Annotated in this window: 9 protein-coding genes and 1 tRNA gene; 5 read left to right on the forward strand and 5 right to left on the reverse strand. The window is 48.9% G+C overall.

Annotated features, from left to right (window positions below; translation table 11 throughout):
* Nucleotides 1–84: 84 nt before the first annotated feature.
* Nucleotides 85–2,070 carry a redoxin domain-containing protein gene (locus GmarT_RS24785; protein ID WP_063825457.1) on the forward strand — a complete coding sequence of 662 codons (1,986 nt, stop codon included), beginning with the start codon at nt 85–87 and terminating at the stop codon, nt 2,068–2,070.
* Between the two features lie 70 nt (nt 2,071–2,140).
* Here GmarT_RS24785 and GmarT_RS24790 read toward each other — a convergent pair whose 3' ends face one another.
* The 3 genes from GmarT_RS24790 to GmarT_RS24800 all read right to left on the reverse strand — a co-directional run bounded on the left by GmarT_RS24790 (nt 2,141) and on the right by GmarT_RS24800 (nt 5,696).
* Nucleotides 2,141–3,580: a sulfatase gene (locus tag GmarT_RS24790; RefSeq protein ID WP_197998152.1), complete on the reverse strand. Its 1,440-nt coding sequence runs from the start codon at nt 3,578–3,580 to the stop codon at nt 2,141–2,143.
* Nucleotides 3,581–3,615: 35 nt separating this feature from the next.
* The gene (gene sthA / locus GmarT_RS24795) at nt 3,616–5,016 is read right to left on the reverse strand and encodes a Si-specific NAD(P)(+) transhydrogenase (protein WP_002649269.1); all 1,401 of its coding nucleotides are present in this window, start codon (nt 5,014–5,016) and stop codon (nt 3,616–3,618) included.
* Nucleotides 5,017–5,126: 110 nt separating this feature from the next.
* Nucleotides 5,127–5,696 (reverse strand): Uma2 family endonuclease, encoded by a 570-nt coding sequence (locus tag GmarT_RS24800; protein WP_002649268.1) that lies wholly within the window; start codon nt 5,694–5,696, stop codon nt 5,127–5,129.
* 161 nt (nt 5,697–5,857) lie between these two features.
* Between GmarT_RS24800 and GmarT_RS24805 the strand changes: the two genes are divergently transcribed.
* From GmarT_RS24805 to GmarT_RS24820, 4 genes are all read left to right on the forward strand, one after another.
* The gene (locus GmarT_RS24805; protein ID WP_002649267.1) at nt 5,858–6,346 is read left to right on the forward strand and encodes a GNAT family N-acetyltransferase; all 489 of its coding nucleotides are present in this window, start codon (nt 5,858–5,860) and stop codon (nt 6,344–6,346) included.
* Between the two features lie 66 nt (nt 6,347–6,412).
* Nucleotides 6,413–7,291 (forward strand): dTDP-4-dehydrorhamnose reductase, encoded by an 879-nt coding sequence (gene rfbD / locus GmarT_RS24810; RefSeq protein ID WP_002649266.1) that lies wholly within the window; start codon nt 6,413–6,415, stop codon nt 7,289–7,291.
* Between the two features lie 283 nt (nt 7,292–7,574).
* Nucleotides 7,575–7,663: transfer RNA gene (locus GmarT_RS24815), tRNA-Ser, on the forward strand.
* Nucleotides 7,664–8,124: 461 nt separating this feature from the next.
* Nucleotides 8,125–11,622: a PAS domain-containing hybrid sensor histidine kinase/response regulator gene (locus GmarT_RS24820; RefSeq protein WP_002649265.1), complete on the forward strand. Its 3,498-nt coding sequence runs from the start codon at nt 8,125–8,127 to the stop codon at nt 11,620–11,622.
* Nucleotides 11,623–11,648: 26 nt separating this feature from the next.
* On the opposite strand, the gene GmarT_RS24825 is transcribed toward GmarT_RS24820, so the two are convergent.
* Nucleotides 11,649–13,238, reverse strand: coding sequence for an alkaline phosphatase D family protein (locus GmarT_RS24825; RefSeq protein ID WP_002649264.1), 1,590 nt, complete (start codon nt 13,236–13,238; stop codon nt 11,649–11,651).
* A gap of 206 nt (nt 13,239–13,444) precedes the next feature.
* Nucleotides 13,445–14,887 (reverse strand): DUF1501 domain-containing protein, encoded by a 1,443-nt coding sequence (locus tag GmarT_RS24830; RefSeq protein WP_230682416.1) that lies wholly within the window; start codon nt 14,885–14,887, stop codon nt 13,445–13,447.
* Nucleotide 14,888 lies beyond the last annotated feature (1 nt).

Consider the following 14,888-nt stretch of genomic DNA (forward strand, 5'->3'; position numbering starts at 1 on the left):
TTGGGGTTAGATGCTAACGACAGTTTTCGAAACTCAAGTTGCGCCCATCATTAAATATGAGTTGAGAGGGGAGTTCAAGGTCGAATGCGATGCTTCTATTATCTAATCACAGGAATGCTGGCCGGCTGTCTGTTCACAGCGACAGCTTCTGCCAAGTCCAAAGACAGTCTGCTCGGCAAACAGGTTCAGAACTTTACACTACAGGATTTCCGTGGCAAATCGGTTCAACTGGATGATCAGAGAGAGCAGAAGCTGGTGGTCATCGCTTTCCTGGGCACGGAGTGCCCTCTGGCTAAGCTCTATGGTGGCCGTCTGCAGAAACTGGCTGACGAGTTTACCAGCCAGGGAGTCGCCTTTTATGCAATCATGTCGAATCAGCAGGATTCCCTCACCGAAATCGCCGCATATGCACGAAAACATGAGATTACTTTTCCCGTGCTGAAAGATGCCGGCAACCATGTCGCCGACCAGATCGGTGCCCGGCGCACTCCAGAAATTTTCGTCCTCGATCAGGACCGCCAGATCTGCTACCACGGACGTGTTGATGATCAGTATGGTGTAGGCTATCTCCGCGATGAACCGCAAAGGGAAGACCTCAAAATTGCTTTAACGGAACTACTTGCCGGCAAACCGGTCAGTCAACCTTCGACAAAACCAGTCGGTTGTTTTATCGGGCGTCTCCGGGAACCGAATCCCAATAGTAAAGTCACGTACTCCAACCAGATCTCCCGTCTGTTTCAGAAACATTGTGTGGAATGCCATCGTGAAGGAGAGATTGCTCCCTTCGCCCTAAATGAATATGAAGAAGTCGCTGGCTGGGCAGAAACCATCGCGGAAGTCGTACGCGATCAGCGTATGCCTCCCTGGCACGCAGATCCTCAACATGGAAAATTCGCCAATGATCGCAGCCTGACAAAAGAGGAAAAAGAACTGATCTATACCTGGGTCGAAAACGGGGCGCCCCAGGGCGATCCCAAAAATCTTCCGAAACCACAGACATACGTCACCGGCTGGAAGTTGCCTCAGAAACCAGACGCCGTCTTCTACATGGATGACAAACCCTTCACCGTTCCGGCACAAGCTGGGAAACGAGGTGTCAAATATCAATATTTCACAGTTGACCCCGGATTTACAGAAGATAAATGGCTGAAAGGCGCAGAAGCGCTGCCGGGCAACCGGGCTGTCGTCCATCATATTCTGGTTTTTGCACGTCCCCCGCAGGGTAAACGGGTCCGCGTGTTCGGCGAAGGAGATCAGTTCCTGGTCGGATATGTGCCGGGATCCCGCGAAGTCATGCTCCCGGAAGGTATGGCTAAAAAAGTACCCGCGGGCTCGAAGCTGGTCTTCCAGATGCATTATACCCCCATCGGCGTTGAACAGCAGGATCGCAGTAAAGTCGGTCTGGTGTTTACCGACGAATCCAAAGTCACCCATCAGGTCGTCACAGCGCAGGTCATCAATGAAGACTTCGTTCGCCGGCGTTTCTCGATTGCCGCAAATGATGATCATTTCAAAATTGAAGCCACTTCCCCTCCCAGCGATCGTGATGCCGTGATCCTGAGCTTTATGCCCCACATGCACCTGCGGGGAAAAGCGTTCCGCTACGAACTTCGCAAAACTCCCGATCAACCAGGCGAAACCTTGATTGATGTACCAGCGTTCGATTTCAACTGGCAGACTGCTTACAGTGTGGAAAAACCAATTCCCATCCAGGCCGGCGAATACATTCACTGCGTGGCACACTATAATAATTCGGACAGCAATTTATCAAATCCGGATCCGAACAAAGAAGTTTCCTGGGGCGATCAAACATGGAATGAAATGATGATTGGTTATTTCAATGTGGCGATTCCCAAAGAAAGCGCAGAAGCCGAAAACCAGTTCAAAACGATCGCATTTAAACTGGTACGACGGCGTGACAAAAACTCAAACGGCAAACTGGAACGCGATGAAGTGCCGCTCCGCGAACTCCCCCTGTTCTTCCAGGCAGACCAGGACAAAGACTCCATCGTCACCGTCGATGAACTGGCTGCCATGATCGAAAAAACCCGTGGTAAGAAAACGGAATGATCATCTCCTCGGTAGCGGAAATCAGCCTTTCTATTGAGAGTATTCTTTTCTGAAACAGAAAAAAAATCGGCTACTGTTTGGATGACTTATTTTTCTTATTGCCTGGTCTCTGCTTGTTCTGATTTCTGCTCTGTTTCGTATCGTTCGGGGCAGCTAAGGCATTTTTGCTGGGAAAGGATTTTGCCAGCCGCTGCTTAACCTCCGCGTACTGGGGATCGTCTGCCAGGTTTTTCCATTCCATCGAATCAGTTTTGTGATCATAGAGTTCTTCACTGCCATCCCGATAACGTATCAGACGATACTGATTATCGCGTAATGCATGGTTCAGGCGACCGTGAGTCGTCAAAGCCGGGCGTTCCCAGATGATATCAGGGTCTTTCAACAGGGGAACCATGCTGACACCATCCAGGTACCCACCAATCGGTAACTGACACAACTCACAGAGCGTCGGATAGATATTCATAAAGTCCACTGCCTGGTCACAGCGTAAATCAGACTTCGTTACACCGGGAACCACCATCATCAAAGGGACTCGTGTCGCCTCTTCCCAGAGTGAGAACTTCCGCCAATGATGTTTCTCACCCAGATGCCAGCCATGATCTCCCCATAACACCACGATGGTATTCTTCGCATACGGGCTGGCATCAAGGGCATCCAACACGCGACCGACCTGCACATCCGCAAAAGCAATACTGGCCAGATAAGCCTGCACGGAATACCGCCAGTTATCTGTTTTCAGGATTTTGGCGTGATCACCGGCTGGCTTCGCCATGCGGACACCAGCAGCAGGCACATCATCCAGATCGTCATCAGGCACCTGGGGGAGTTGAATTTTATCAAGCGGATACATGTCATAATATTTGCGAGGCACCTGCCACGGCATATGCGGGCGATAAATACCACAGGCTAGAAAGAAAGGTTTCTCGTGTTTTTTACCCAGATAATCAATGGCATAATTGGCCATCTTGTAGTCGCTCATCTCTTTGTCTTCGACATCCAGCACGCCCCAGATGATTGTTCCGGCGCGGCTGTGCGGATCATTCAAGACTGCGGGTACCGGTTTGGGATCTCCGGTCTGTTTAAGATAATCGTCCCACGAACCCAGATCGTTATATCTGCCATGAAAAATTTTACCGGAGCCTACTGCTTCATAACCGTTGTTTCGAAAGTGCTGAGGCAGAGTGACCGCATCCGGCATGGCGGGACGCCAGGGTTGAGAGTTCAGATACACGCCTGAACTGGAAGGTCGAATCCCCGTCATCAACGCCGCCCGTGATGGATTGCAGGCAGGGGCAGCACAGTGGGCATTGGTAAACAACACGCCACGCGAAGCCAGGCGGTCAATATTCGGAGTCTTACAGTCCGGATGACCGCCCAGACAGCTGATCCAGTCGTTCAGATCATCGACGGCAATAAACAGTACGTTCGGAGCTTCAGCTGCTGAAACGCCATGCCCCCAGGATAACGCCACACACATCAGAAACAATATTCCAGGAATCGAGCGACTCATTTCATTCCCTTGCAAACGTGCTGGACTTTGATAAATCAGAACAGACGATTATAGCCGTTTAATGCTGCCACTCGATAAGCCTCTGCCATGGTGGGATAGTTGAAGGTTGTATTGATGAAATACAGCAGCGTATTTGCTGACCCGGGCTGAGACATGATCGCCTGACCAATGTGAATGATTTCCGAAGCGTTCGGACCGAAGCAGTGAATCCCCAGAATTTCCAGCGTCTCCCGGTGAAACAGAAGTTTCAACATCCCGATCGGGCGGTTCATGATCTGTGCACGCGCCAGATGCTTAAACATCGAATGACCGACTTCGTAAGGGATTTTGGCTTCCGTCAGTTCCCGCTCGGTCTTTCCCAGCGAGCTGATTTCCGGGCTGGTATAAATCCCTGTTGGAATATCGCGAATCAATGCCCGCTCGCATTCGCCGTTATCCAGATGGCTGGCGGCATAGCGTCCCTGCACATAGGCGGCGCTGGCCAGTGATGGATATCCGATGATATCACCCACGGCATAGATATGTGGTTGTGTCGTCTGGAAATCATCATTGACTTCAATCTGCCCGCGGGAATCGGGTGTAATCTCCACGGTTTCCAGTCCCAGATTTTCGGAATTCCCCGCCCGACCGGCAGCAAACAGGAATATATCGGTTTTGAGTTTCTTTCCTGACTGCAGTGAAAGAATGACGCCGTCATCCGTCCCCTGGATCGATTCGTAATTTTCGCAGTGTCTTAACAGAACACCACTCTCCCGCATGTGATAACTGAGTGCATCGCTGATTTCGTCATCCAGGAAGTCCAGTAGAGAACTGCGGGTATTGACCAGATTGACCTTCATACCCATCGTGCGCAACATGGAAGCATATTCACAACCAATCACTCCCGCACCATAGACGCTGATCGAACGTGGAGTGAAATTCAAATCAAGAATGGTATCACTGCAGAAAATACGCGGATGGCTGAAATCGACATCTGCTGGTCGATAAGGTCGGGACCCTGTCGCGATAATTGCATAATCAAAAGTGATCTCTTCAGTCAGGCCGCTGGGAGTATCAATATGAATGCGATGTGGATCCAGAAAACGTGCATGACCTTCGACCAGATCAACTCCGTTCCGTTCATAAAACGTACGCCGCATGCCCACCTGCTTCTGGATCACAGATGCCGCCGTCTTCCGCAGATCAGGAAATTCCAGATCCAGTACCATTCCCAGTCGGCCCATCTGCCGCATATAGTTATTAATCTCTGACATCTGCAGAATCGAATAACGCAGGGCTTTACTGGGAATTGTTCCCTTATGTGTGCAATTACCGCCGATCTCGTAAAATTTCTCAATCGAAATCACCGACTTGCCCTGTTTGATGGCCTGCATCGCAGCCCCTTCTCCCCCAGGTCCGGTACCGATTATTGCCACATCATAGTGTGCATCTGGCATCCCTGAATTTTCCTTGCATCTTTACGCGTTGCTACTACTGAAACGAGCGACCTGTCTGCAGTAGTGTTCGTTGATCTGCTGATCTCTCTTTGAGAACAATTACGTTTACCTTACCACCAATCCGGTTCTGCGAACAAGTCTTTAACCGGCATCACGAAACCCGGCAAAACATTTTTACCAGTCAGCTTGCCCTGCATATCGATCACTTCACTCCCTTTTTCGGGCTGATATTCCAAAACTTCCCGGGAAGCGGGATCTATCACCCAGATCAGATCAATTCCCCAGATGACATAATCCTTGACGTGCCCTGTCATGGACTTTCGTCGAGGATTCGTAGAAGCAATCTCGATCACTGCATCAGGTTTCCGATCTGAAACCGTTTTGTCGGTCTCTTCAAACCGCTTGCCACTGTTAAATATACTGACCGCAGGAAATCGAATCGTGTCCGGATCCTGACTGACCAGCAGGCCTAAATCAAAACAGGCATATCCCTGGTTGACTTTGTGCAGATAAACTGAAAGCACCTTGGAAATGTTAAGCACGATCGTTCCGTGTTCAATATCGGGTGGGTCGAGATTAATGATTTTTCCCTGGTTCAATTCCGTCCAGCGGCCAGCGTCTGGTAATTCCAGCCTGATATCCAGAAACTCGTCTGCCGTATATGTTACTGAATCATTCATACCCTGTTCCCATCAAACGAGATCGATATTAAGAGTAAAAACTCTTTGAAAGGATTCCCTCTGGCTCCTTTAATTTTTGATAGCAACATCATAGCATACATCAGTCGCGCACGTCACTCTTTTCAGAAGTTCCAATTCATAATCCCGTTTGATTCTCTGTCATGAAAATACGTTCTTATCAACCTGCAGACCTGGAAACCCTGAAAACGATTACGGTAGAAGCATTTCAGGGTGTTTCGATTGATGAAGGAATTGAACGGGAATACGGCCCGATCAATGGTCACGACTGGAAATGGCGGAAATCGGGACACGTCGAGGCAGACGTGCGTCGAGACCCTGAAGGCATTTTCATCGCAGAAGTGGACGGCAAAATTGCGGGTTATATTTCCACCTGGCATGACCTGGAAGCAGGCATCGGCTATATTCCCAATCTGGCATTTGCCCCTGAGTTCCGTGGCCAGGGGATGGGACGAAAACTACTCGAACATGCCCTGCAACATTTTCGGGATCTCAATCTGACTCTGGCAAAAATCGAGACGCTCGAACAGAATGACGTCGGCAACCACCTTTATACTTCGCTCGGGTTTAAAGAGATCGTAAAACAGGTTCACTTCGTTGCTCCCCTGACCTCAACCACAGAAAAATCATAGAACGAGATGAACCGATAGCGGTTTGAGATTTTCATTTTTCCTGAAATAATACAAAAGGCCTTATTCATGCGGCGTATTACTGTAATTGGTTCTCGTGGACAACTGGGACATGATCTGATGGAATCTCTGACTGCTGCCGGTCATCAGACTACTGGTCTGACACATCAACAGATTTCCATTGAAGACCCCGAGTGTATTGCAGGCGCTTTGGGGCAATCTCCACCTGACCTGATCATCAATACTGCCGCCTATAACAAAGTCGACCTGGCAGAAAAAGAACCCGAGATCGCTTACGCGATCAATGCATTAGGGCCACGTCATCTCGCCCAGTACTGTTCTGAAAAAAGCATCTCTTTGATGCACATCAGCTCTGACTTCGTTTATGGACTGGATACATCGCGACAGACTCCGTTTCAAGAGCATGAAGCCCCGGGACCGGTCAGCGCGTATGGCCTCAGTAAACTGGCCGGCGAATATTTCGTCCGTGCCCTCTGCCCGCAACATTACGTGGTTCGTACCTGTGGCCTGTATGGAGTCGCCGGGAAAACGGGAAATGGTAACTTTGTGGAAACCATGCTCCGACTGGGAAAAGACCGGGACGAGTTGTCCATTATCAACGATCAGCACTGCACTCCCACAGCCACCCGGGATCTGGCTTCGGCATTGACCCGCTTGATCGAAACCAATCAGTTTGGCCTGTACCACGCAACCTGTCAGGGTCAGACCACCTGGTATGAATTTGCCTGTACAATTTTCGAACTGGCAGGAATCTCAGTCAACACACACCCCATCACAACTGAGCAGTATAACGCACCAGCAGACCGCCCCCGTTTCAGTGTCCTTGATTGTTCCCGATTGACAGCGGCAATCGGAGATGCAATTCCCGACTGGAAATCCTCGCTAAAACACTATCTTGAATCACAGGGTGAAATCTGTCCTAAGTAACTTGATTTAAATGGTTTATACGTTTATTGACCAGTCAGAAATTCGTATCGAATCTATCGATTTTCGCTGTGATCACAGCTGAAGAATAGCTGGTTTCCCACTTTGCGCCTTCAAAACGACGAAACTATTGCAGCTGGGTTTTTGGTTTGATACACTCCCTGTCCGCTGTGTTGTCAATTTACCGAAGTCTCTGCATATTCAAGGCTTCAATCGTTGACTTTCTACACGAAAAACAGCATAAAGAGTGCTGCCTGTCACCATAGCGTGGCGGTCAAAGCATTCAGGAGAGATGGCAGAGTGGCCGAATGCGCCGGTTTGCTAAACCGGTGAGCCGTGCAAACGGTTCCACGGGTTCGAATCCCGTTCTCTCCGTTTATAGAATTCAGCCGCTGGAAACTCTTGTTATTACAGTTTCCAGCGGCTTTTTTTGCAGTAGGGCTCGCTGGAGAACCAGGGCACTGTCTGCAGTCTCTTTAATCAAAACTTCGACTCGGCCTGTACGATCCCATACTGGTTTCACTTCTTGATCCCTTCCTCGCGTTGAATCCCGATACAGGGAAATACCTGAGCCCCTTTTCTTGCACACACGCACAGCTGCTACAAGTCTCCTGTTCCGATTTATTGAAACAATCACTATTCGTTTACGGCCAAAGGATTTCCTGTTTGTTAGTTGTGTTTCTTGTCGAAATCTCCAATACGGGTATTTACCTGTAATTAATCATTCCATTTGCAGGCCCAGCAACATTCAGTCATTATTTCAATCTTGGCATCGTTTCAGAAGTTGCATGGATTAAAACTCCCTGAAACCCACTAGTGATAGATATCCCTGTTCAATGCACACTGTTTCCAGGATCAGGCAGGTTCTTAAAGAACGTTCTACTCAAGCTGCTGTCTTCAGTTTTTTTCTGTTGATACTGGGAGCAGAACTCTGCAGTTATTCCACATCAATTTTTGAGCTTGAAAAATCCCGATTCGAACAGATTCATACTATCGGGTCACAGCAGATCATTGCACACCGTATGGTCAAAGACATCACTCTGCTGGCAAATGACCCTGATGACGCATCGGTCTATTCTCAACTTGATGCAGATTTGACACGCTTTTCTCAACAACATCAGAATCTTCTGAATTCCACGCCTTCAGATCAGGCTTCGACCGAGATCCTGAATCATCAGATTTCGCCTTTGGTTCTACAGCTGACTCAAAAGATTTCCCGGGTTCTGTCAGGATCACAGCCAGCTTCCACAGTGCTCAACTCAATATTGATCGAGGAAAAGCACCTGCTTCCAGCATTGGCACGCTATCAGTCCACATTGATTTCAGAACATCAGTTGCTTTCTTATCACGACCAAGAACGACAGGTCATAAGCCTCAGTTTGATCTGGCTCTGTATGGGAACACTGATTGTGCTTGTCTGGTGGTATGTACGGAAAACCGCACAAAATCAGTACCAGGGACCATCCGGGATCAGGTATCATCACCTTCAGACAGATCGCGAATCCGGCGCTGAAAGCGAATTACTGCTCTCCAAAGTTGGAGAAGTAGGAAAAATTGGAGGCTGGCATCTGAATCTGAAAAACCAGGAACTTTTCTGGACTGCAGAAACTTACGTGATTCACGAAGTCGAACCTGATTTTAAACCAACACTCGAAAACGCCATTGAATTTTACCCTCCTGATATACGCCCCCAGATCCAGAATGCCGTCAAAAACGCGATCAACGCCGGACAATCCTGGGATCTGAAACTGCCGTTCATCACAGCCAAAGGTCGACATATCTGGGTTCGCGCGCAGGGAGAACTGGAATATCAGAATAACAAACCAGTCCGGCTGGTGGGTGCCTTTCAGGATATTACACGAGAGAAGCAGCTCGAAGCGGAGTTCACTCTTCTGCAGGACCATCAATTTTCAACGAGAGCACAATTAGAAAGTGTCATACGCGCAGCAACAGAAATCTCGATTATTGCCACTGATACTGAGGGTTTAATCACACTGTTCAGCCCTGGAGCCGAGCGATTACTGGGTTATTCTGCAGAAGAAATGATTGGCATTAAAACTCTACTCCACTTCCACCAGACCAGTGAACTTGAACAGAGGAGCCGAGAATTAACTGACACTCTTGGAAGTAAAGTCGAGGGATTCGAAATCTTTTTTATGCCAGCAAGAGATGGCGTCTGTGATAAACACGAATGGACCTACATCTGTAAAGACGGGACTGAGCGAATAGTCGAGCTGACCGTCACAGTGATCCGCGGGAAACAAAATCAGATCGATGGCTATCTGGGGATAGCCATCGATGTTACCCAAAAAAAGATTCAGGAACAGCAGTTATTCGAGAGCCATGAAAAAATCAAGCATCTGATCGACGCGCTTCCTGCAGCTGCTTATACTTGTGACAACACAGGATTAATCACTTATTACAATCAGGCAGCAGCAGAATTCTGGGGCTGCGAACCAGAACTGAACAGTCCAGATTATCGTTTCTGTGGTTCCGTCAAAATGTTTGATTCTGAAGGAAACTCCTTAGCTCACGAAGATTGCTGGATGTCCGTCGCATTGAAGAATCGTGAAATCTATCATTGCAAAGAAATCGTTATTGAATGCGAAAACGGCAACCGTAAAACTGCGCTGGCACACGTCAGCCCGATCACAAATTTTGAAGGCGATATGATCGGTGCGATAAATGTCGTTGTAGATATTTCAGACAGAATCGCTCTTGAAAATTCCTTAAGAGAAACGACCGCCCGCCTGGAATTGTGCCTCAAAATTCTGGACCAGCATGCAATTGTCGCAGAGACGGAACTCAACGGCGTGATCCGTCATGTCAACGATATGTTCTGTAAGGTCAGCGGTTATGAACGAGAGGAGACCATCGGACAGACTCATCGGATCGTGAATTCAGGATTACATCCGAAAGAATTCTGGCAAAACGTTTTCAAAACGATTTCAACTGTTGGAATGTGGCAGGGAGAGATCTGCAACCGTCGAAAAAATGGAGAACTGTACTGGCTGGATACGACAATCGCCGCCATGAAGGATGGAGAGGGAAAGGCTACCGGGTATCTGGCCATACGAAATGATATCACCGAGCTCAGGCTGGCACAGGAAGCTGCGCTGGCCGCTTCACATAGCAAAAGTGAATTTCTCGCTAACATGAGCCATGAAATCCGGACCCCTCTGACGGCAATTCTCGGTTTTGCAGAACTCCTCAGAAATGATCATGAGTTTGCCAGTTCAGCAGGTAAAAGAGAGCAGGCTGTTAAAACGATTCAGGAAGCAGGCAACCATCTGTTGACAGTCATCAACGACATCCTGGACCTGTCCAAAATCGAAGCCGGTAAAGTCGAAATAGAAAAAACCTCCACGCAACTCTTTAATATCCTCGACCATATTGAAAGTCTGCTCAGACCACCGGCGATCGAGAAAGGAGTCGAACTGGTCACCCGCATCGAAACGCCGCTCCCGGATTTAATCGAAACTGATTCGACACGACTGAGGCAGATTCTGATGAATCTGGTTGGCAATGCCGTCAAGTTCACAGACAAGGGACGCATCCAGATCAAAGTCAAATTCCTGGAAGAAAACGAATCCCGGTTTCTGAAATTTGAGATAGAAGACTCTGGACCGGGGATGTCAGACAGACAGGCCGCTAAAATGTTCATGGCATTTTCACAGGCGGATACTTCTGTCACTCGACAACATGGTGGAACCGGGCTGGGACTGGTAATCTCGCGCAAACTGGCTCGACTTATGGGAGGCGACGTTTCACTGGCCTGGACAGAACCCGGTAAAGGAACCTGCTTCCGCGTCGTGCTCCCTGTATGTACATTCCCTGAAACGCGATACACCAATAGTCGTTTCCAGGAGAAACACGAACAGACAGATAAAAAATCTCCCACTGCCTCTATTAAACTTCCCGCTCATACTCGCATTCTGCTTGCGGAAGATGGACCAGACAATCAACGTCTCATTTGTTTCCTGCTGAAAAAAATGGGGGCAGAAGTTGATGTTGCCGATAACGGAGTTATCGCATGTCAGAAATTCCTGGAAGCAGAAACTGCAGGCGAACCTTATGATCTGCTGCTGACCGACATGCAGATGCCGGAAATGGATGGATATACGCTGGCTCGAAATTTCCGGGAATCCGGCGCAACACTCCCCATCATAGCCTTAACAGCTCATGCCATGTCCGATGACCGACAGAAATGCCTGAATGCAGGCTGTGATGACTACCTCAGCAAACCCATCAACAGTAGAATTCTGGGCCAGACTATACTGCACTGGCTGATCGTCAAGGCAGAGAAGAAAATCGAACCCCCTTCTCCTTCGTAATGCTGTCCGACCGGGTCAGTGCTAGATTATACAGGTTGTGCTCCCGGCTGACCGGCTTCTACAACAAAAGCCGCCCGCTGACTGACTTTGCCACCAGGTCGCGTCACATCATCCACAACCATATACTCAGTCGTCCATTTCTCTGGAGTCAAGATACAACGTGCATAACCACGTTCGGAATTCTGGAACTGAATACAGGGATTGTTCGACAGGATCTCAGCATGTCCTTTTCGTTTCTCAACACCGTTCCCACCACTGCTGATAGATGTCCCCACGAATTCCGTAGCAATCACCGGAGTTTCTGGCTGGCGATCATCGACCCGTAAATTATTTACCCAGTTCGAATGAATATCTCCTGTCAGTACGACCGGGTTGGGAATCTGGCGATCCGCCAGGAACTGTACCAGTCCCATCCGTTCATAACTACAACCCGGCCATTGATCCATTGAATAGACAGCCGGGCCTTCTTTCTGTGGAAAACCAACCATGCCCATCATCACCTGCTGTGCCAGAACATTCCAGATTCCATCTGACGAAATCAGTCCCGACTGCAGCCAGTGCCGCTGGCGACTTCCCAACAACGTATTTTTCCGCATCAGTGCTGCATCATTGATCGGCGATTTCTTATCTCCATTCGGCTGATCGGTACGGTACTGACGCGTATCCAGAACAAAAAAATCAGCCAGACGTCCAAAAGAAGCCTGACGATAAAGCTGCATATGAGGCCCCTGGGGAAGAGACTGCGGCCTCAATGGCATCATCTCGTAGTACGCCTGATAGGCATTGGCTCGACGCAATAGAAATTCCACTGGATCGACCTGTGTTTCTTCAGAAATATCGTTGGCACAGTTATTGTCAAATTCATGATCGTCCCAAGTCACAATCCATGGGCATTTCGCATGCATACCATGCAAAAGTGGATCAGAACGATACTGGGAATGCCTGGTACGATAGTGCTCCAATGTTTCAATCTCAGGTCCGAAATGAGCACGTATTGCCTTTTTATTACGGTTCTCTCTTTCATAAATGTAGTCACCCAGATGAAACACCAGATCCACATCGTCCTGAGCCATCTGCTCATAAGCAGTAAACAGCCCCGACTCATAATGCTGACACGAAGCGAATGCGAACTTCAACTGGTCAGGTAATTCGGTTTCGAGAGGCATTGTCCGTGTTCGACCTGCAGGGCTTTTTGCATCCCCGGCTTGAAAGCGATACCAATACCAGTGATCTGGTTTCAGCCCCTTAACTTCCACATGCACCGTATGCCCCAGTTGAGGAGTCGCCTGGGTTGTTCCTGAGACAACCGGTTTCGTGAACCCTTCGTCTTCTGCAACTTCCCATGTGACTGCAACCGCTTGTGGTCGCATGCCTCCATGTGGCGCCAGTGGTTCCGGAGCCAGTCGTGTCCACAAAATTACGCTGCTGGAATCTGGATCGCCGGAAGCGACTCCCAGGCTGAACGGATTTTTCTGAAATACAGGTGACGGATCGGCCCAGCTTGCTCGCCCCAATAAAGGTATCGTAGAAAGTGCAGCACCATAAGACAGAAATAATCGTCGACTGACACCATTTTCAGATTTGATTGCTTCCTGAAGACGTTTGTAATCGAACATATTTAAAACTACCTGTGTTGAGGGTCAATGCCGGGAAGAAAAGACGAAGCATGAAATCACTATCGTTTTGTGAACTATCTGAAATAGCGGATAATACTTCATTGATCAACTTATTCTAAAAGTTGCTCAGAGTGCAGGCAATTTCCAGACAAGCCAATATCGAGAGATTCTCGAGCTATTAACTTGAATTTAACGATCTCATCGAATCAGCTTAAGATCTCTCGAATCACATGCCCGTGCACATCAGTCAGTCGATGATCTCTGCCGCCATGACGGAATATGAGATCCTCATGGTTGATTCCAAGTTGATGCAGAATTGTCGCATGAATATCATGGATCGTCAGCGGATGTTCAACCACGCTGTTACCGAATTCATCGGTCTCGCCGAAGGTCATCCCTCCTTTCAAACCCCCTCCCGCCATAAAGAGACTATAACCGTTCACATGATGATCGCGTCCGCAGGTCGATGTCACTTTAGGAGTATGTGGAGTGCGGCCCATTTCCCCCGCCCAGACTACCAGAGTCTCATCCAGCAGACCGCGCCGTTTGAGATCTAATATTAATGCCGCAATCGACTGCTCTGTAATCCACGCATTCTTTTCATGATTTTGCTTGAGTAATCCATGCTGGTCCCAGGGCGAATTATTACTGTCAAAACTGGGGCAGGTAATTTCAACAAATCGAACCCCCGCTTCGACCAGCCGTCTTGCCCGCAGTGTCTGAGTGGCATAATAGTGCTGGTGCTCGTCCTTCGAATCAACACCATACTCGCGTTGAATATGGAGTGGTTCGTGCGAAATGTCTGCCACTTCCGGAACCAGCGTCTGCATCCGGAAGGCGGTTTCATAATTGGCAATCGCACTCTCAATCGGAGACGCTTCTGAAGCCTGTGTCGCGAAAGCCAGATCCTGTTCTGCCAGTAACGCCAGCTTGCGCTTCTGCAGAGAAAGAGGATCCGCCGGCTGAATATTGTCGACGGGTTTTCCTTTCGCCCGCACCTGAGTTGCCTGATGGGTTGCTGGCAGAAAAGAACTCCCGAAATTTTCCAGCCCCCCGTTGGGGACCCAGTCATTATTCAAAACCACATAAGCAGGCAGATTGTTATTTTCCGTTCCCAGTCCATAAGAAACCCAGGCCCCCATACTCGGAGCCTGCCCGATAATTCGTCCGGTATGCAATAACAGATTCTGCTGACCATGCAGTGGCAGTTCCCCCACCAATGAACGCACGACGCATAACTCGTCCGCAATTGATGCCAGATGGGGAAACAGGTCACTGACCCACAGTCCGCTCTCTCCCCGTTGTTGAAATTTCCAGGGACTTCCCAGCCAGACGCGACTGGCATTCGACTGAGAACGTTTTGAAACGGCCTCTTTTCCAATTGCTTTCCCTTCATGAATTTTCAGCGCCGGCTTGGGATCGAACGTATCAACATGGCTTGGGCCACCATCCATAAAACAGAAAATTACGTTTTTCACAGGAGCAACGAACTGGGGAAGAGGTTTCTTTGTCGCAGCCTGAACTTGTCCTCCCAGTAAACCTGCGAATGCCAGCCAGCCAAAACCCGCACTGCTGTTTTTCAAAAAACCGCGTCGGTTCATCACAGACAGATGGACTGAACAGCAATCGGACTTGTTTCTTCGTCCCATT

The organism is Gimesia maris (genome assembly GCF_008298035.1).
GTDB lineage: Bacteria > Planctomycetota > Planctomycetia > Planctomycetales > Planctomycetaceae > Gimesia > Gimesia maris.